The organism is Lentzea sp. NPDC102401 (genome assembly GCF_044765805.1).
Taxonomy (GTDB): domain Bacteria; phylum Actinomycetota; class Actinomycetes; order Mycobacteriales; family Pseudonocardiaceae; genus Lentzea; species Lentzea sokolovensis.
Map to the genome: position 1 here is coordinate 227413 of NZ_JBIWKS010000011.1, position 18198 is coordinate 245610.

Genomic DNA, 18198 nt, shown 5'->3' on the forward strand with positions numbered 1-18198 from the left:
CACATGGAGCCGATCTAAGGCTTGGCCCTCGTCAGCCCCTGCTCCGCCGCGCCCATGCTGAACACGATCCCCTCGGTCCGGTTGATCGCCTCGGTCCGCCGGGCGGAAGCAGGTACGCGCGTCAGGTCCACCAGCCGGATCGGCGGCCCCAGCTCCACCAGCGTGGGCGTGTAGGAGGCCTCGACCACCGTCCACCCGGCAGGTCGCTGCTCGAACTTGAACCGCGCGATCGCCCCCTCCTCGGTCACCCCGCGAGGTTCCGAGTGCCGGGCGACCTCGTTGCCGAGCCCGTAGGCGACCCACTTGTCGCCGATCTTCTCGAACGGCTGCACGACGTGCACGTGCGTCCCGATGATCAGGTCCAGAGCGGGGTCGGCCAGCAGCTGACGGGCCAGCGCCTTCTGGTCGGCGGTCGCCTCGTGCTGGTACTCGTTCCCCCACTGCACGGACAGCACCACGACCTCGGCGCCGGCGGCACGAGCGGCACGGGCGTCAGCCAAGATCTTCTGAGCGTTGATCTGGTTCGCGCGCCACGGCTGGGGCAGCGGGATGCCGTTGAAGCCGTACGTGAACGACAGCTGGGCGACCTTCACCCCGCCCGCGTCCAGGATCAGCGGCGCGGCGGATTCCTCCTGCGTGCGGAACGAGCCGGTGTGCTTCAGGCCGACCGCGTCCATCGCGTCCAGCGTCGAGGTGATCGCCGAAACTCCGCGGTCCAGCGTGTGGTTCGAGGCGGTCGAGCACGAGTCGTACCCCACGTCGACCAGGCCCTTCGCCACCTCGGGAGGCGCCAGGAAGGCCGGATAGCCGAAGAACGGGCCTTCCTTCGGACCGAGCGGCACCTCCAGGTGGCACAGGGAGAGGTCTGCCTTCAGGGTGTCCTTGATGCCCGAGAACAGCGGCAGGAAGTCACGCCCGGCCGCGCCGCCGTCGGCGACCGCCTGGTCGGTCAGCGGCGGGTGGATCAGGATGTCGCCACCGGCGGTCAGCACGAACGAACGCGGCGGTGGCGGAGTCTGGGACGTCGAGGCAGGCGTGGGAGACGCCGAGGTGATAACGACGGGCGAGCCGGTGCACGCGGACAGCAGAAACCCGGTGACCAGCACGAATGCCGGCCACCGGAGCCCACGCTTCAGCGCTGCCGCCTGCGTCGCAGGACCACGAACAGCACGACCGCCGCCGCGGCGACCGCGAGGGGCAGCACGCGCTTCAACACCGGAACGCCTGCCGTGTCGATCAGGTCGATCGGCTCGTCGGGGACCACTCGGAGATGCTGCTGTTGCGCCACCTCGTCAGGATCCACGGATCCCAGCGTGCTCGCCAGGCATTCCGCGAACTGGTCGACGAGCTTGCCGCTGACCTCGGCGATCAGGCCGCGGCCGAGTTGCGCCGGACGGCCGGTGATCGCCAGGTCGGTCTCCACCTCGACCGAATCACCGACCACGAAGGTCACGACAGCGGACGCCGTGCCGTTGCCGCGGGTGTCCTTACCTGCGGCTTTCATGACGGCGCGGCGCAGCACCGGGTCGATCTCCACGAACTCGCCGGTCCCCCGGTACAGCAGCTGCACCGGGCCGAGCTTGACCTTCACCTCCCCGCCGAACGACTTGCCGTCCACCGAGGTCAGCGTGGCGCCGGGCAGGCAGGGCGCCACCCGTTCGGGATCGATCAGCGCCGCCCACACCTCCTCGGCGGGCCCCGGCGACGCGAACGAGTGCGTCAACTTCATCCCGAGACCGCCGCCGTCAGCGCACGACCGGTCAGCACGCGGGCCAAGTTGTCCTTGTAGCTGTCACCGGTGGACGCCCGCAGAGCCGCCTCGGAGATCACCTCGGCGGAAGCGGGCTGCCCGACCAGGGCCTCCTCGACGTCGACGGCCCGCAGCGGTCCGGACCCCAGGTTCGTGAGGCCGACCCTGGCAGCGGAGATGGATCCGTCACGCACCTGCACGGCCGCCGCGACCGCGACGATCGACCACGCCTGCGCGACCCGGTTGAGCTTCTCGTAGTGCGCGCCCCAGCCGGTGTACTTCGGCACGCGGACGTCGAGCAGGATCTCGTCGGGAGCCAGCGCCGTCGTGAAGTAGTCGACGAAGAACTCCGCCGCTGGCACCTCCCGCCGTCCGCCAGGACCGGCGATGATCATCACCGCGTCCAGTGCCAGCGCGGGTGCCAGCAGGTCGCCTGCCGGATCCGCGTGGCACAGCGAGCCGCCGAACGTGCCGCGGTGCCGGATCTGCGGATCGGCCACCGTGTCCGTGACCAGCTTCAGAAGCAACGCGTGGTCGTGCACCAGATGATCGCGCTGCACCTCGTAATGCGTGGTCATGGCACCGATGAGCAACGAGTCGCCGTCGTCGCGCACGCCCGTCAGCTCGGTCAGGCCGCCGATGTCGATCAACGCCGTGGGTGCCGCCAGCCGCATGCGCAGCACCGGCACGAGCGACTGCCCGCCCGCGATGACCTTGGCGTCCTCGCCCTCCTCGGCGAGCATCCGCACGGCTTCGTCCACAGAGGACGGGAACAGGTACCTGAACTCCGCCGGGATCACGACTGTCCTCCCTGCGTGTCGATCGAACCGAGCCCACCCGCGGCGACCTCACCGGCACCGGGATCCGGCCGTCCCTGCAAAGCGGTCCACACGCGCTCCGGCGACATCGGCATCTCGATGTCCCGCACGCCCAGGTGCCGCACGGCGTCCAGCACGCTGTTGACCACGGCCGGTGTCGAGGCGATCGTGCCCGCCTCGCCGACTCCCTTGGCACCCAACGGGTTGGATGTCGCCGGCGTCTCGGTGCGGTCCGTCAGGAAAGCCGGCAGGTCCGCCGCGCACGGCACGAGGTAGTCGGCGAACGTCGCCGTCGTCAGCGTGCCCATCTCGTCGTGCGTGGCTTCTTCGTACAACGCCTGCGCGATGCCCTGCGCGAGCCCGCCGTGCACCTGACCGTCGACGATCAACGGGTTCATGACCGCGCCGACGTCGTCCACGGCCACGTACCGGCTGATGCGAACCATGCCCGTCTCGGTGTCGACTTCCGTTGCGCACAAATGGGTTCCGTGCGGGAACGAGAAGTTGTCCGGGTCGAACGTGGCGTCGGCGTCCATGCCGGGTTCCATGCCCTCGGGCAGGTCGTGCGCGACGTGCGCGGCCAGCACGACATCACCAAGGGTCCGCACGGTCGACGTGCCGCGAACGGAGAACGAGCCGGCAGCGAACTCCACGTCCGACTCGTCGCACTCCATCATGTGCGCGGCCAACGTTCGGGCCTTGGCCAGCACTTTCTCCGCCGCGTGCACCAGAGCTGTGCCACCGACGGCCAGCGAGCGCGAGCCGTAGCTGTCCATGCCCTTGTGCGACGTGGCCGTGTCGCCGTGCAGCACCTCGACGTCCTCGAACGGCACGCCCAGCCGGTCGGCGACGATCTGCGACCACACCGTCTCGTGGCCCTGGCCGTGCGGCGAGGTCCCGGTGATCACCTCGACCTTGCCGGTGGGCAGCATGCGGATCGACGCGGTCTCCCATCCGCCTGCGGCATAACGCAAAGCGCCCAGCACGCGGGACGGCGCGAGGCCGCACATCTCGGTGTAGGTGGAGATTCCGATGCCCAGCTGCACGACAGAACCGTCGGCACGACGCCGCGCCTGCTCCTCGCGCAACTCGTCGTACCCGAACAGTTCCATCGCGCGAGCCGTCGCGGCCTCGTAGTTGCCGGAGTCGTAGGTCAGCCCGGCGACCGTGTTGAACGGGAACTCCTCGTGCTTGATCCAGTTCAGCTCGCGGATCTTCATCGGCTCCATGCCGAGCTCGACCGCGAGTTCGTCCATCATCCGCTCGATCGCGAACGTGGCCTCGGGCCGTCCGGCGCCGCGGTAGGCGTCGGTGGGCACCTTGTTCGTGAACACGTTGGTGCACACGAACCGGTAGGCGGCGAACTTGTAGATCGAGTTGAACATGAACGCGCCCAGGATCGGCACACCCGGCGTGACCAGGCGCAGGTACGCGCCCATGTCGGCGAGCAGCTCGACCTTCAGGCCGGTCACGGTGCCGTCGCGGCGGGCGGACAGCGTGAGCTTCTGGATCTGGTCGCGGCCGTGGTGCGCGGACAGCATCGACTCGGTGCGCGACTCCGTCCACTTCACCGGACGGCCCATCCGGCGCGCGACCAGCAGGCACAGCACCTCTTCCGGCGTGACCTGGAGCTTGCCGCCGAACCCTCCGCCGACGTCCGGCGCGATCACGCGGAGCTTGTGCTCGGCGATGCCCGTGACGGCCGACAGCATCCAGCGCAGGATGTGCGGGATCTGCGTCGCGGACCAGACCGTGTACATGCCCGCGGTCGTGTCCACGACGACCGAACGCGGTTCCATGAACGCCGGGATCAGCCGCTGCTGCTTGAACGTCCGCTCGATCACGACCTCGGCCGACGCGATCTCGTCCTCGACGTCGGTCCCCGCCCCCGCCTCGGCGGAGTCGAAGATCCACGTGGCGCACTTGTTCGTGCCGAGGTCTTCGTGCACGAGATCGTTGTCCCGCAACGCTTCTTCCATGTCGAGCACGACCGGCAGCTCGTCGTAGTCGACGTCGATGGCCTCCAGCGCGTCCGCTGCCCGGTACGCGCTGTCGGCGATCACGAGTGCGACCGCCTCACCGGCGAAGTTGACCTGTCCGACGGCCAGTGCGGGTGCGGGCGGGGCCTTCATGTCCTCGGTGATCGGCCACGCGCAGGGCAGAGATCCCTGCTCCGCCGCGAGATCCTCACCGGTGAGCACCACGGCCACACCGGGCATCGACGTCGCGCGACTGACGTCGATGTTGGTGATGCGGGCGTGGGCGATGGGGCTGCGCAGCACCGCCATGTGCAGCATGCCGGTCAGCTGGAGGTTGTCGGTCCACGTGGTCTGGCCGGTGATCAGCCGCGCGTCCTCCTTGCGGAGCCGGGCCCTGCCGATCTCCGGTTCCGCGGTGGCGGTCATTCGCCACCTACCGCGTGCGGCGTCCGCTGCTCGATCTCCGGGCCCGCGCCGGGTTTCATCCGCTGCGCGGCGTCCTGAACCGCGCGCACGATGTTCTGGTAGCCCGTGCAGCGGCAGAGGTTGCCCTCCAGGCCTTTGCGCACGGTCTCGTCGTCGGGATCGGACTCGTCGGCGAGCAGGTCGATGGCCTGCATGATCATCCCGGGCGTGCAGAAACCGCACTGCAACGCGTGGTTGGAGTGGAACGCCTCCTGCACCGGATGCAGCTTGCCGTCGCGGGCGAGGCCTTCGACGGTGGTGACCTCGTGCCCGTTCGCCTGCACGGCGAGCATCTGGCACGACTTCACGCTGTGGCCATCGAGGTGGACAGTGCAGGCGCCGCAGTTGCCGGTGTCGCAACCGACGACGGTGCCGGTCTTGCCCAAACGCTCCCTCAGGTAGTGCACGAGCAGGAGGCGTGGTTCGACCTCGTCGGCGTAGGTCACTCCGTCGACGTTGACCGAGATGTGCATTGAAACCCTCCCAGGGTGGTGGGCCTTCAGTGACGAGGGTCACTTCAGCTTGCTCCCTGTTTGCGTGTTCAACAACCCGATCAACGATGAATCGGGTCCTCGATCTCCGTCAGCCGGCGTCCGGTTCCCTTCCAGCGCAAGGAGATGATCTCGGCGGCAATCGCAACTGCGGTCTCTTCAGGGGTCCTGGCGCCGAGATCGAGCCCGATAGGCGAAGACAACGCCGTAAGTTCGGATTCGGTCAAGCCCGCTTCCCTCAACCGTTCCAGCCGATCTTCGTGCGTGCGCCGCGACCCCATCGCTCCGATGTAGCCGACCTTCAGTCGCAACGCGACTTCCAGCAGCGGCACGTCGAACTTCGGATCATGCGTGAGAACGGCGATGACCGTGCGTTCGTCGAGCTTGGACGCTTCGCCTTCGAGGTACCTGTGCGGCCAGGCGACGACGACCTCGTCCGCCTCCGGAAAACGGCTGCGCGTCGCGAAGACCGGTCGCGCATCGCAGACGGTCACCCGGTAGCCGAGGAACGCGCCGAGCCGGGCCATGGCGGCGGCGAAGTCGATCGCACCGAACACGAGCATGCGCGGCGGCGGTTCGAACGAGTTCACGAACACGCTCATGCCCTCGCCGCGCCGCTGGCCGTCCGGGCCGTACTGGAGCACGCCGGTGCGGCCGGAAGCCAGCATGCCGCGTGCGTCGTCCGTGACGGCGTCGTCGATCCGTGCGCTTCCCAGGCTGCCGTCACGCCGGTCCGGCCAGATGACCATGCGCCGGCCGATGCCGTCCGGGTGCTCGATGACCGTCGCGACGGCCACCGGTTCCTCGGCGCGCACCGTCTCCACCACCTCACCGAGCTGCGGGAACGTCTCCGAACTGATCTTCTCGACGTAGATGTCGATGATCCCGCCGCAGGTCAGCCCGACCGCGAACGCGTCGTCGTCGCTCACCCCGTAGCGCTGCAGGACCGGGCCGCCGGTCTCCTGCGCGAGGTCGTAGACGGCGCCCTCGACGCAGCCGCCGGACACGCTGCCGACCGCCTCGCCGTCCTGCGTCACGAGCATCGCCGCGCCCGCCGGCCGGGGCGCCGAACTGAAGGTCGCGACCACCGTGCCGACGCCGACCGTCTCGCCGTTCGCCACCCGTTCGGCGAGGTCGTAGAGGACATCACGCACGGCGCACCTCCTTCAGCAGTTCTTCCAAAGCGTGCACGCTGTGGCCCGCGACCATCGTGTCGACGTGCGGGAGCGCCGCCACCACACCGCCCTGCAACGGCCGGTAGCCCGGCTTGCCCGCGTGCGGGTTGGCCCAGATGACCTTGTGACTCACGCGTCTCAGCCTCGCCATCTCGGTCGCCAGCAGGCTCGGGTCGCCGCGTTCCCAGCCGTCGCTGAACAGCACGACCACCGCACCTCGTTGCCGCCACTGCTGGTTGAACCGCCGCAACGAGTCGCCGAGCCGGGTACCGCCCTCGTAGTCCGGGATCGCCCTTCCAGCGGCTCGCAAAGCCCGTTCCGGATCGCGTTCGCGCAACTGACGGGTGACGCGGGTCAGCCGGGTGCCGATCGTGCGGACCTCGACGGGCATGGCGTGGGCGATGACGTGCGCGAACCGCAGCAGCGCGTCCGAGTAGGCGGCCATCGAGCCGGACACGTCGATCAACAGCACCAGCCGGCGCGCCTTCACGCCGCGGCGGCGATGGCGCGGCAGGGCGATCTCGCCGCCGGTCTCGATCATCGCGCGCACGGTCCTGGCCAGGTCCATCCGGCCGCGACGGGCCTTGCGGAGCCGGCGCGACCGTCTGCGCGGCGGGAGCGGAGTCAGCCTGGCGATCAGCGGTGCCGCGTCGAACTCGGAGATGTCCTTGTGCTTCAGCACTTCCACATCGGACGCGGCCACGCCGACGGTCACCGAGTCGAGTTCGATCGTCGTGCGCGGACGGGGCGGCGTGCCACCGAAGTACGCCTGGTACGCGGCGTCGTAGCGCGGCAGGTCGTCCGGATCGGCACACAGCGTGAGGCGCCCGGCCCAGTACAGGTCGACGTGCTCGGTGGCCCGCAGGAACGCCTGGACGCGGTCCGGCCCGCACGGGAGTCCGGCGCCCCGCAGGACGCGCGTGAACCCGACGCAGGCTTCCGTCACCCCACGATTGTGCTCCCGATCACGCGATCCGCGTCCTCCCGGTACTTCAGGACGGCCCCGAGCGTCGTCACGTCCGGCTCGGTGCGGCCCAGCGCCTGCAGCGCCCGCGCCCAGTCCAGCGACTCCGCGACGCCCGGAGGCTTGAGCAGGTCGAGGCCGCGCATTTGCTGAACGGCTTCCGCGACCTTCCGCGCGAGCCGTTCGTCGAGGCCGGGCAGGGTGCGCCGGAGGATCGCGATCTCCCGATCGAGCGAGGGGTGCTCCAGCCAGTGGTAGAGGCAGCGGCGCTTCAGCGCGTCGTGCACCTCGCGGGTCCGGTTCGAGGTCAGCACGGTCAGCGGCGGTGTCGTGGCCCTGATCTCGCCGAACTCGGGGATGCTCACCGCGTTCTCGGACAGCACCTCCAGCAGGAACGCCTCGAACTCGTCGTCCGCACGGTCGATCTCGTCCACGAGCAGCACGCACGGCGCGGTCTCCAGCGCCTGCAGCAACGGACGGGCCAGCAGGAACCGTCGCGTGTAGAGGGAGGCCTCGTCCACCTCGCCGCGCGTCTCCAGGACGCGCAGGTGCATGAGCTGACGCGGGTAGTCCCAGTCGTACAGGGCCTGCGTGGCGTCGATGCCCTCGTGGCACTGCAGCCGGATCAGCGGGACGTCCATCGACTTCGCCAGCGCCAGCGCGAGCGAGGTCTTGCCGGTGCCGGGTTCGCCTTCGAGGAACAGCGGCCGTCCCATCGCGACCGCGAGGAACGCCGCCGTGGCCACCCCGCCGTCCGGCAGGTACCCCGCGCGGTCGAGCCCTGACGCGAGCTCCTCAGGGGACTCCATGAGCCTCAGAGTACGACTACGGTGGGGAAATGGGTTCGATCAAGCAGATCCAGGTCACGTTCGACTGCACGGAACCACCGCGCGTCGCCCAGTTCTGGGCCGAGGTGCTCGGCTACGACGCACAGCCGGACACAGACGGTTCGTGGTCCGCCTGCAACGACCCCACCGGCGTGGGTCCGCGGCTGTTCTTCCAGCGCGTCCCCGAGGGGAAGACCGTGAAGAACCGGGTCCACATCGACGTCCGGGCCGGCAGTGGAATGGTGGGCCGCGACCGCCTCGCCGCGCTTCAGGCCGAGCGTGCACGGCTGGAGGCGATCGGCGCGGTGTGCGTGCGTGTCATGGAGGCCGACGAGGAGAACGAGTCCTGCATCGTGATGCAGGACGTCGAGGGCAACGAGTTCTGCCTGGACTGAACCCTGGGGTCCGGACCAGGGATCAGGGTCGGGTTCGGGGTGGTCACCGATGTGCCAGGCCGTGATTTCGACGAACCTTGAGCCATGACGAACAACGTGCTCAACGAAGCCACTGACCAGGTCAAGAAGCTCCGCAGGAGTCGCAGCGACAAGATGCTCGCCGGCGTCTGCGGCGGTCTCGCCAAGATGATCGGTGTGGATGCCGCGATCCTGCGGATCATCCTCGTGGCGGCGACGCTGCTCGGGTTCGGCACCGGAGCGATCCTCTACGTCGCCGCCTGGATCCTCATGCCCGAGGAAGACGCGGCCGTGTAAGCGTGATCAGCGTGGAAACCCGGGAACTCCAGGGAGCCGTTGCCAGGGGTGGGGACCGGTGAGGGGCCGGTACTCCACCCCCAGAGCGTCGAGCCTCGGGAGATGGTGTTCCCGCAGCCGTTGCACGAAATCAGGGTCCTTCTCCGCCGGGGACCACACGACCTCGGCGAACGCGGCCAGCCTCGGGAACGCCGCGTAGTCCACCCGCCGGGCCGAGTCGAGGTGCTCGGTCCAGATGTTCGCCTGCGCGCCCAGCAACCGTCCTGGCTCCGCGCCCGTGAGGCCTTCGGGCACCGGATCCCACGCGTAGACGTCCTCCAGCGTGGTCACCGTCCCCACCGGGATCGGCTCGTCCGGTGACTCCGACTGCCGGTAGTCGAGGTAAACGTGCTGCTCAGGGCACATCACCACGTCGTGGCCCTCGCCCAGTGCCGTGATGCCGCCCTCGACCCCGCGCCACGACGCGACGACCGTGCCCGCCGGCAACGGTCCCGACTCGAGGATCTCGTCCCACCCGTACGGCCGCCGTCCGTTGCGGACGATGTGCTTCGCGATCGCCCTGACCAGTTCGCCGTCGTGGCCGGGAGCCTCGTCGCCGCCGAGTCCGATGATCTCCGCGGGGAAGACGTCCATCAGCTCGTCGAACACGTTCCGATAGAAGTCCACTGTGGACTCCTCGGTGTTGAGCACGCGTTCGTTGACGCCCCAGTCGGTCCAGACGCCGCCGCCGTGCACGCCGAGTTCCGGATAGGCCGCGATCGCCGCCTGCGAGTGACCGGGGATGTCGATCTCCGGGATCACCGTGATGAAGCGCCGGCGGGCGTACTCGACGATCTCCCGCAGGTCCTCCTGCGTGTAGAAACCGCCGTGCGGCCTGCCTTTCATGCCTGCGGAGCGCCGGTCGCCGAACCGCGAGTCCTCCCGCCACGCCCCGGCCTCGGTGAGCTTCGGGTAGCGCTTGCACTCGAAGCGCCAGCCCTGGTCGTCGGTCAGGTGCAGGTGCAGGACGTTGAGCTTGTGCACGGACAGCAGCTCGACGTATCGCAGCACCTCCCGCTTGGGCAGGAAGTGCCGCGACACGTCCAGCATCACGCCACGCCACGCGAACCGCGGGTGGTCCACGATCTCGCACGCGGGGATGAACGCCGGCTTCTCGCCCGCCGCCCGGAACGCCTGGGCGCCCAGCAACTGCCGCAGCGTCTGCAGCGCGTTCATCTCGCCGGCCGCGTCGTTCGCCTCGATCAGCACACCGGCGTCGGACGAGAGCAACCGGTAGCCGCCGGGCGGGCCGTCGACGAGGACCGTCTGCCAGCCCTGGTACTCGCAGAGTCTCCCGCCGTCCACGTAGGACACCGGGCGCGGGAGGAGGTTCATCCCTTCACCGCCCCCGCGAGCCCCGACACCAGCCGGCGTTGCACGAGCACGAAGAAAATGAGCACAGGGATGGTCATCAGGGTGGAGCCCGCCATGATCGCGCCCCAATCGTTCTGGTCTGGTTTGACGAACACCTGAAGAGCCAGCGGCAGGGTCTGGTTCTCCACGGCCGAGATGATGAACGTCTTGGCGAACAGGAAGTCGTTCCAGGCGTGGATGAACGACAGCACCGACGTCGCCACCAGGCCGGGCGCGACGAGCGGGAACAGCACCTGCCACAGGAACCGGAACCGCGAGGCGCCGTCCAGGGTGGCGGCCTCCTCCAGTTCCACCGGCACCGCGGCGACGAAGCCCCGCAGCATCCAGATCGCGAACGGCAGGCTGAAGGCCAGGTGCACCAGCACGAGCGAGCCCAGGTGGTTCAGGCCGAACACCGGCACGCTGTCGCCGACGGACCGCATCAGGAAGAACAGCGGCACGGTCAACGCCTCGACCGGCACCATCTGCACGACCAGCAGCATGATCAGCAACGTCGTGCGGCTGCGGAACCGGAAGCGGGTCAGCGCGGTCGCCGCGAGGAACGAGATCACGATGCTCAGGAGCACCACGACCACCGCGACGATGATGCTGTTCAGGAAGTAGCGCCCGAAGTTCGCGACGGTCAGCGCCCGAGTGAAGCTGTCGAGCGTCGGCCGCGTCGTCCACGGCACCGGGTCGGCCGAGATGATCTCGTCCTCCGGCTTGAAGGCGCTGAGCACCATCCAGAACAGCGGGAACGCCACCACCGCGGCGATGATGAGGACGAAGCCCTCGGTCAGCCAGCGCCTCACAGGACCTCCCCCGACCGCCGCAGCGCGCGGAGGTAGAACATCGTGATTCCCAGCAGCAGCACGGTCATCACGACACCGATGGTCGCGCCCAGTCCGTACTCGGACGCCGCGAACGCCTGCTGGTAGGCGTAGACGTTGAGCACGAGGTTGCGCCCGGCGATGCCGCCGCCGTTCGTCATCACGTAGATCTGCGTGAAGACCTTGAAGTCCCAGATGATCGACTGGATCGTCACCACGAGGATGATCGGCTTCAGCAACGGGAGCGTGACGCTCCACGCCGTGCGGAACGCCGACGCGCCGTCCAGTGCCGCGGCCTCCAGCACCTCGCCCGGAATCGCCTTGATGCCCGCGAAGAGCGTCACCATGACGAACGGGAACGAGCACCAGATCACCTGCGCGGCAACGAGTCCGAACGCCGTCCACTTGTCGAACGTCCAGGAGAAGCCCTGGATGCCCAGGACCTCGTTCACGAACCCGAAGTTCGCGTCGAACAGGAAGAGCCAGATCGTCGAGCCGGCGACGGCGGGCGTGGACCACGCGCCGAGCGCCGCCAGGAACAACGTCATGCGCACCCACGTGCGAACGCGGGTGGCCAAGATCGCGAGAAACGCGCCCACTAGCAACGTGCCGACCACGCAGACCGCCGCGAAGGCGACGGTCTGCCCGAAGACACCCCAGAACTGCTGGTCGCCCAGCAGTTTCTGGTAGTTCCCGAGGCCCAGGAACTCGAGCGGCGCACCGCCGCTGACCTGCTCCTGGCCGTAGTCGTAGAGCGAGATGAGCACCAGCTGATAGATCGGGTAGGCCAGCAGGCCTCCGAGGATCAGCAGCGCTGGAGCCAGGTAGGCGAACGCGGTCCGCCCCTGGCCTTTGGCCGTCACGCTCACGACGTGAAGGCCGCGTTCATCGTCTTGGCGGCGTCCGCGGTGGCCGTGTCGACGTTCTTCGCGCCGGTGACGATCTCCTGGAGCATCGTCGGCACCACGGTCTGGGCCTCGATCTTCGCCCACGCCGGCGTGACGGGAACGAACTTCGTGCCGGACTGCAGGGTCTTCGTGAACGGCTCCAGGAACTTGTCGGAGTCCGCGACCTGCTTCTGCACGTCGCTGAACGTCGGCAGGTTGCCCATCGCCGTGTACATCTTCTGCTGGTACTTCTTCGACGCGAGCAGCTGCGTGAACTCGTTCGCGAGCGTCTTGCGCTGCGTGCCCTTCATGACGCCGAGCAGGTTGCCGCCGGCGAACGCGGGAGCGACCGAGCCCTTCGTCTTGCCGGGCAGCGGCACGACGCCGTACTTGCCGGCCGCGGAAGAAGCGTCGACCGACTTGCGGTTGAAGTCGCCGCCGATGGTCATCGCGGCCTTGCCCGCGCGGAACGCCTCGACGCTCGCGTCACCGCCGTTGCCCGCGCAGATGGCGGGCGGGCAGATGTCGTCCTTGATCAGTTCGGTGTACTTCGCGACACCGGCCTTGGCCTCGGCGCTGTCGATCGTGGCGGTGAACTTGCCGCCGTCGGACTTGGCGATGTCCCCGCCCTGCGCCCAGATGAACGGCAGCGCAGCGAACAGGTACTTGCCGCCGGCCGAGATGCCGATCAGCTCAGGCTTCTTCTGCCTGATCTCACGAGCCGTGGTCGCGATCTCGTCCAACGTCGTCGGCGGCTTGAGGCCAAGTTCGGTGAACACGTCCGTGCGGTAGTACAACGCGCGCACGCCGACGAACCACGGCACGCCGTACGTCTTGCCGTCGACCTTGGCCGTGTCGAGGATCGACGGGACCAGGTCCTTCGACTCGTCCCACTTGCCCAGGTCGAGCTCGGAGAAGCCGCCGGCGGAGACGTAGCCCGCGAGGTCGGTGTTGCCGAACTCGGCGACGTCCGGAGCGCTCTTCGGGTCGCTGAACGCGGCCTTGAAGCGCTCCGCCCGGCTCGACACCTGGATGTACTGGACGTCGACGGTGACGCCGCTGTGCTTGCCCTGGAACTCGGAGATCGCCTCCTTCACCACGGCTTCCTTCGGACCTCGGTTGACCTCGTCGAACAACCAGACCCGCAACTGCCCGGTCTGCTCGTCGGTGCCAGAGTTCGTAGGTCCTGACTGCACCGGTGCGCAGGCGACCACCGCGCCCACGCCCAGCACGGCCACAAGTGCCTTCAGCCTCATCGCGCCCTCCGCATTGCATATAGTGCAACAGCCATTCCACAGGAAGCAACGTGACTGTAGAACGGACCAGGGCAAGGGTCTAGACCAGACGATTCACCCATTCCCGAACTGATGCGAAGTCGACCGGTGAGTCCCAGCCGGACGGACGGACCGCGCTGCCGACGTGAAAACCCTTCACGCCCGCTGCCAGCAGTTCCGGGACGTGGCGAGCCTGCAGGCCGCCGCCGACGAGCAGTGCGGGAGGTGCCTGGTCGGCCAGTTTCTTCAGGTTCTCGATTCCGTCCTCGACGCCCTTCGCGCTGCCGGCGGCGAGCACCGTGTCGCAGCCGAGGGTCTGCACGATCTCCCAGGACCGGAAGACGTCGTTCGAGTTGTCCAGCGCGCGGTGGAAGGTCCAGGCACAGCCCTCCAGTTCGGCGAGGAGGTTGAGCGTGACGCCCTCGTCGATCTCGCCCTCCGCGTCGAGGAAGCCGAGGACGAACTCGGTGGCGCCGGCCTCCCTGAGCTCCCAGGCCCGCCTGCGCAGGTGCTTGAGGTTGCCCGGCGCGAACCCCTTGGAGTCCCTGAGCATCACGCGGATGGGGATGTCCACGGCGCTTCGGACCTCTTTGAAGGTGGCGACCGACGGCGTGAGCCCGTCCGAGGCCATGTCGGCGACCAGTTCGAGCCGGTCAGCACCTCCCGCCTGGGCGGCAACGGCGTCCTTCGCGTCCAGTGCGATCACTTCGAGAATCGGCATGGTCTAGACCATAACGGTCTTCGTCGTGTGCTTTCGGGAATCGCGGAGCCTTGTCGCCGCTTCGTGCGTCGGAGGCTGTATCTGCTCGCCTGAACCCCGCTCTTTTCGGATGAGCGCTTTGTTCAGGCGTGGAGCACGCGTCAGCCGGTTCGAGGGGTGCCGGCCGGCGCGGGCTCCCACCACTGGCGGCCCGTGACTCGGAGGGGGAATCACGGGCCGCTGGCATACCCGGAGGAAGATGAGGGTCGACCCGGCGGTGGTACTGCTCCAATCGAGTGAATTTTGTATCTACCGCCCAGTTAGCCCTTCATGAGTTGGCGGACGGCGCTGACAAGGGCGGCCGATCGGAGGTGCTGCATGGACGAGCTGCACACGGCGGATGACCGTCCGCCGTGGGACGGGCTTGAAGGCACCGAACGACATGCGATGTGCGTGGAGGCCGCGCGTGAGGGCAACCGCAACGCGCTGGACGTGCTGGTGACCGAGCTGACCCCGCTGTTGTGGCACGTCGCCCGTGGCCAGGGCCTGGACAGGGCCGCCGCGGAAGACGTGGTGCAGACCGTGTGGCTGGCGTTCTTGAAGAACATCGAGAACATCAACGAGCCCAAAGCCCTGGTCGGCTATCTGGTGGTCACAACGAGGCGTGAAGCACGCCGAACCTGGACACCCAACAAGCGTGAGACGCACCTGTCCGACGAATACGCCGAACAGCTCGAGTCCGACACCGGCCTGCCGGAGGACGTGACGCTGCTGGACGACCGCGACCGCCGCCTGTGGCTCGCGTTCGGCCGACTGACCACGAGATGCCAGGAACTGCTCCGACTCACCGTGCTCGCGGGCCGCGCGGAGTACCGGGCAGTCGCCGAGGCACTGGCCATGCCCCACGGCAGCATCGGTCCGACCAGGGGACGGTGTCTGACACTGCTGCGCAACTACCTGGAGACGGAAGGAGGATCGCGGTGAACGAGATCGACCCGCGCGACGACCGCAGGGGCCCTGAGGACACCGCCGTCCTCTCCGAGCTGAACAGGCTCGTCGACGAACTGGACCCGCCACCCGCCGACCTGGTGGACCGAGTGAAGTTCGCGATCGCCCTGGAATCCCTGGACGTGGAGGTCGCGCGCTGGGAGCGGGCCGGATCGTTCGCCGGGGTCCGGGGCGGGCAGACCGGCACGATCACGTTCACGGTCGACAACCTGACGTTGATGGTGAACTTCACCTCGACCGGGTCACGGCACCGGATCGACGGGTGGCTGGTGCCCGCCGGGGAGCACGAGGTCGAGGTGCGGGTCGCCGATCATCAGTCGTCCTGCACGCGGGCGGATGACGGGGGACGGTTCGTGCTGCCCGACGTGCCGGCCGGGACCACGCAGATCCTGGTGCACCTGGTGAATTCTCGTGGAGAGCCCGGGCGGACCGTCGTCACGCCCACGATCATGCTTTGACGCTTCGGCTGGGGTTTCTGGGGTTCTGGGGTTCGCGTCTCTTCGGCTGAGTGACCGGCAACGGCCGGCCGCAGGGATGCCTGCGGCCGGCCGTTGTCCCCCTGGCAGCGACCTAGGACTGAATGCCACCGTGCCCGACGACGACGGCGGTGTAGTCGCACCACACGGTTGAAACACCATCGTTCGCGGCGCGAGTGCCGAAGTGGCGGTACACGAATCCGTTGTCCGTGCGCCTGCAGTCGATGAAGCCGGTGAAGAAGTTGCCGAGGCCGGTGCACCTCACGTTGGCACCGAGGTGGCCCTTGCCATCGTTGATGGGCTGCGCGGAGCAGCTGGCCTGCACCGACACCTCACCGGACGGCGCGGCGGACGCCGGTGCCGCGAGCCCTGCGAATCCCCCGATCGCAATGGCCGACGCCGCCAGAACAGTTGCGTACTTCGCCTTCATCTCACATCCCCCTCTTGATGGATCAGCCCTTTGCGGACTGGTCTCATCCTTTCGGCAGGGCGGTTTCCCGGACAGATCACCAACCGGTCACGTGTGACCGGTCCGTCATTTCCGTTCATCCGGCCCGAAATGCCGAAAGGCCCGGCTCGCCGAAGCGAACCGGGCCTTTCAGAGGTGATGCGGTGCGGACGGACTCAGAAGTCCATGCCGCCGGCGTCCGGCGCGGCGGGCGCGGCGTTCTTCTCCGGCTTGTCCGCGACGACGGCTTCCGTCGTCAGGAACAGGGCGGCGATGGACGCGGCGTTCTGCAGCGCGGACCGGGTGACCTTGGCCGGGTCGATGATGCCGGCCTTGATCAGGTCCTTGTACTCGCCGGTCGCGGCGTCCAGGCCCTCGCCAGAGGGGAGGGACTTGACGCGCTCGACCACGACGCCGCCTTCGAGGCCGGCGTTGACGGCGATCTGCTTCAGCGGAGCCTCGACGGCGACCCTGACGATGTTGGCGCCAGTGGCCTCGTCGCCCGTGAGCTTCAGGCCCGCGAAGGCGACCTCGGCAGCCTGAAGCAGCGCGACGCCACCACCGGCGACGATGCCCTCTTCAACGGCGGCCTTGGCGTTGCGGACCGCGTCTTCGATGCGGTGCTTGCGCTCCTTGAGCTCGACCTCGGTGGCCGCGCCCGCCTTGATGACGGCGACGCCGCCGGCGAGCTTGGCGAGGCGCTCCTGGAGCTTCTCGCGGTCGTAGTCGGAGTCCGACTTCTCGATCTCGGCGCGGATCTGGTTGACGCGGCCCTGGATCTGCTCCGCGTCACCTGCACCCTCGACGATGGTCGTCTCGTCCTTGGTGACGACGACCTTGCGGGCCTTGCCCAGCAGCGAGATGTCGGCGTTCTCCAGCTTCAGGCCGACGTCCTCGGTGATGACCTGGCCACCGGTGAGGGTGGCGATGTCCTGGAGGATGGCCTTGCGGCGGTCACCGAAGCCAGGCGCCTTGACGGCGACGGACTTGAAGGTGCCACGGATCTTGTTCACGACCAGGGTCGCCAGGGCCTCGCCCTCGACGTCCTCGGAGATGATCAGCAGCGGTTTGCCGCCCTGCATGACCTTCTCCAGGAGCGGGAGCAGGTCCTTGACCGTGGAGATCTTGGAGCCGAACAGCAGGATGTACGGGTCCTCGAGGGTCGCTTCCTGACGCTCGGGGTCGGTCACGAAGTAACCGGAGATGTAGCCCTTGTCGAAGCGCATGCCCTCGGTGAGCTCCAGCTCGAGCCCGAGGGTGTTGCTCTCCTCGACGGTGATGACGCCTTCCTTGCCGACCTTGTCCATCGCCTCGGCGATGAGCTCGCCGATCGTGGGGTCAGCGGCGGAGATGGACGCGGTAGCAGCGATCTGCTCCTTCGTCTCGATCTCCTTGGCGTTCTTCAGCAGCTGCTCGGCAATGGCCTCGACGGCCTGCTCGATGCCACGCTTGAGGCCGAGCGGGTTCGCACCCGCGGCCACGTTGCGCAGGCCCTCGCGGACCAGTGCCTGGGCGAGCACGGTCGCGGTGGTGGTGCCGTCACCAGCGACGTCATCGGTCTTCTTCGCGACCTCCTTGACGAGCTCGGCCCCGATCTTCTCCCACGGGTCCTCGAGCTCGATCTCCTTCGCGATGGAGACACCATCGTTGGTGATGGTCGGCGCGCCCCACTTCTTCTCGAGCACGACGTTGCGGCCCTTCGGGCCGAGCGTCACCTTGACGGCGTCAGCGAGGATGTTCATCCCGCGCTCGAGACCGCGACGGGCTTCCTCGTCGAACGCAATCATCTTGGCCATTGCGGTGTGTTCCTCCGCCTATGTGGATTCTGGGCCACTGCGAGCACCTGCCCGCAGCGGAACACGATTCGCGTGGCCAGGCTCGGTGCCCGCGACGGACGACCCCGGAGGGCCTCACCGTCCCAGCCTCACTTTTGGCACTCAATGGAGCCGAGTGCTAAGTCGGTTTTAGCACTCGGGCACGTCGAGTGCAAGCGAACCCAGGGGA

19 protein-coding genes are annotated in these 18198 nt (G+C 68.2%); 4 read left to right on the forward strand and 15 right to left on the reverse strand.

Going from position 1 to position 18198, the window contains the following annotated elements:
- Positions 1–14 precede the first annotated feature (14 nt).
- From ACIRG5_RS33490 to ACIRG5_RS33525, 8 genes are all read right to left on the reverse strand, one after another.
- Positions 15–1106: a CapA family protein gene (locus ACIRG5_RS33490; protein ID WP_402912239.1), complete on the reverse strand. Its 1092-nt coding sequence runs from the start codon at positions 1104–1106 to the stop codon at positions 15–17.
- Positions 1107–1132: 26 nt separating this feature from the next.
- On the reverse strand, positions 1133–1729 hold the full coding sequence (locus tag ACIRG5_RS33495; RefSeq protein ID WP_402912242.1) for an SRPBCC family protein: 597 nt from the start codon (positions 1727–1729) through the stop codon (positions 1133–1135).
- Positions 1726–2550, reverse strand: coding sequence for an FAD binding domain-containing protein (locus ACIRG5_RS33500; RefSeq protein WP_402912245.1), 825 nt, complete (start codon positions 2548–2550; stop codon positions 1726–1728). The genes ACIRG5_RS33495 and ACIRG5_RS33500 overlap by 4 nt, the downstream gene beginning before the upstream one ends.
- A complete protein-coding gene (locus tag ACIRG5_RS33505; protein WP_402912248.1) occupies positions 2547–4973 on the reverse strand; it encodes a xanthine dehydrogenase family protein molybdopterin-binding subunit in 2427 nt (808 codons plus the stop codon). The genes ACIRG5_RS33500 and ACIRG5_RS33505 overlap by 4 nt, the downstream gene beginning before the upstream one ends.
- Positions 4970–5485 (reverse strand): (2Fe-2S)-binding protein, encoded by a 516-nt coding sequence (locus ACIRG5_RS33510; RefSeq protein WP_319975848.1) that lies wholly within the window; start codon positions 5483–5485, stop codon positions 4970–4972. The genes ACIRG5_RS33505 and ACIRG5_RS33510 overlap by 4 nt, the downstream gene beginning before the upstream one ends.
- 80 nt (positions 5486–5565) lie before the next feature.
- The gene (locus ACIRG5_RS33515; protein WP_402912251.1) at positions 5566–6657 is read right to left on the reverse strand and encodes an XdhC family protein; all 1092 of its coding nucleotides are present in this window, start codon (positions 6655–6657) and stop codon (positions 5566–5568) included.
- Complete coding sequence (locus tag ACIRG5_RS33520; protein ID WP_402912254.1) at positions 6650–7624, reverse strand: VWA domain-containing protein; 975 nt, start codon at positions 7622–7624, stop codon at positions 6650–6652. Before ACIRG5_RS33520 ends, ACIRG5_RS33515 begins: the two co-directional genes overlap by 8 nt.
- Positions 7621–8451 carry an AAA family ATPase gene (locus ACIRG5_RS33525; protein ID WP_402912257.1) on the reverse strand — a complete coding sequence of 277 codons (831 nt, stop codon included), beginning with the start codon at positions 8449–8451 and terminating at the stop codon, positions 7621–7623. The genes ACIRG5_RS33520 and ACIRG5_RS33525 overlap by 4 nt, the downstream gene beginning before the upstream one ends.
- A 29-nt stretch (positions 8452–8480) precedes the next feature.
- Here ACIRG5_RS33525 and ACIRG5_RS33530 point away from each other — a divergent pair, with 29 nt between their 5' ends.
- Both ACIRG5_RS33530 and ACIRG5_RS33535 read left to right on the forward strand, forming a co-directional pair.
- Positions 8481–8864, forward strand: a complete 384-nt coding sequence (locus tag ACIRG5_RS33530; RefSeq protein WP_402912259.1) for a VOC family protein — start codon at positions 8481–8483, stop codon at positions 8862–8864.
- Positions 8865–8948: 84 nt separating this feature from the next.
- Complete coding sequence (locus tag ACIRG5_RS33535; protein WP_319975853.1) at positions 8949–9179, forward strand: PspC domain-containing protein; 231 nt, start codon at positions 8949–8951, stop codon at positions 9177–9179.
- Between the two features lie 6 nt (positions 9180–9185).
- On the opposite strand, the gene ACIRG5_RS33540 is transcribed toward ACIRG5_RS33535, so the two are convergent.
- The 5 genes from ACIRG5_RS33540 to ACIRG5_RS33560 form a co-directional block, all read right to left on the reverse strand.
- Positions 9186–10553, reverse strand: a complete 1368-nt coding sequence (locus tag ACIRG5_RS33540) for a beta-N-acetylhexosaminidase (protein ID WP_402912263.1) — start codon at positions 10551–10553, stop codon at positions 9186–9188.
- Positions 10550–11383 (reverse strand): carbohydrate ABC transporter permease, encoded by an 834-nt coding sequence (locus ACIRG5_RS33545; RefSeq protein ID WP_402912266.1) that lies wholly within the window; start codon positions 11381–11383, stop codon positions 10550–10552. The genes ACIRG5_RS33540 and ACIRG5_RS33545 overlap by 4 nt, the downstream gene beginning before the upstream one ends.
- Positions 11380–12264 (reverse strand): sugar ABC transporter permease, encoded by an 885-nt coding sequence (locus ACIRG5_RS33550; protein WP_319975856.1) that lies wholly within the window; start codon positions 12262–12264, stop codon positions 11380–11382. The genes ACIRG5_RS33545 and ACIRG5_RS33550 overlap by 4 nt, the downstream gene beginning before the upstream one ends.
- Positions 12265–12266: 2 nt before the next feature.
- On the reverse strand, positions 12267–13544 hold the full coding sequence (locus ACIRG5_RS33555) for an extracellular solute-binding protein (RefSeq protein WP_402912270.1): 1278 nt from the start codon (positions 13542–13544) through the stop codon (positions 12267–12269).
- Between the two features lie 79 nt (positions 13545–13623).
- A complete protein-coding gene (locus tag ACIRG5_RS33560) occupies positions 13624–14283 on the reverse strand; it encodes a copper homeostasis protein CutC (protein WP_402912273.1) in 660 nt (219 codons plus the stop codon).
- A 357-nt stretch (positions 14284–14640) separates the two neighbouring features.
- Here ACIRG5_RS33560 and ACIRG5_RS33565 point away from each other — a divergent pair, with 357 nt between their 5' ends.
- Complete coding sequence (locus ACIRG5_RS33565) at positions 14641–15246, forward strand: sigma-70 family RNA polymerase sigma factor (RefSeq protein WP_319975859.1); 606 nt, start codon at positions 14641–14643, stop codon at positions 15244–15246.
- A 5-nt stretch (positions 15247–15251) separates the two neighbouring features.
- Complete coding sequence (locus tag ACIRG5_RS33570) at positions 15252–15728, forward strand: carboxypeptidase regulatory-like domain-containing protein (protein WP_169746023.1); 477 nt, start codon at positions 15252–15254, stop codon at positions 15726–15728.
- Positions 15729–15840: 112 nt separating this feature from the next.
- On the opposite strand, the gene ACIRG5_RS33575 is transcribed toward ACIRG5_RS33570, so the two are convergent.
- Entirely contained in the window at positions 15841–16176 is a 336-nt protein-coding gene (locus ACIRG5_RS33575) for a hypothetical protein (protein ID WP_402912276.1), read from the reverse strand.
- A 194-nt stretch (positions 16177–16370) separates the two neighbouring features.
- A complete protein-coding gene (groL, locus tag ACIRG5_RS33580; protein WP_319975861.1) occupies positions 16371–17990 on the reverse strand; it encodes a chaperonin GroEL in 1620 nt (539 codons plus the stop codon).
- Positions 17991–18198: the final 208 nt, after the last annotated feature.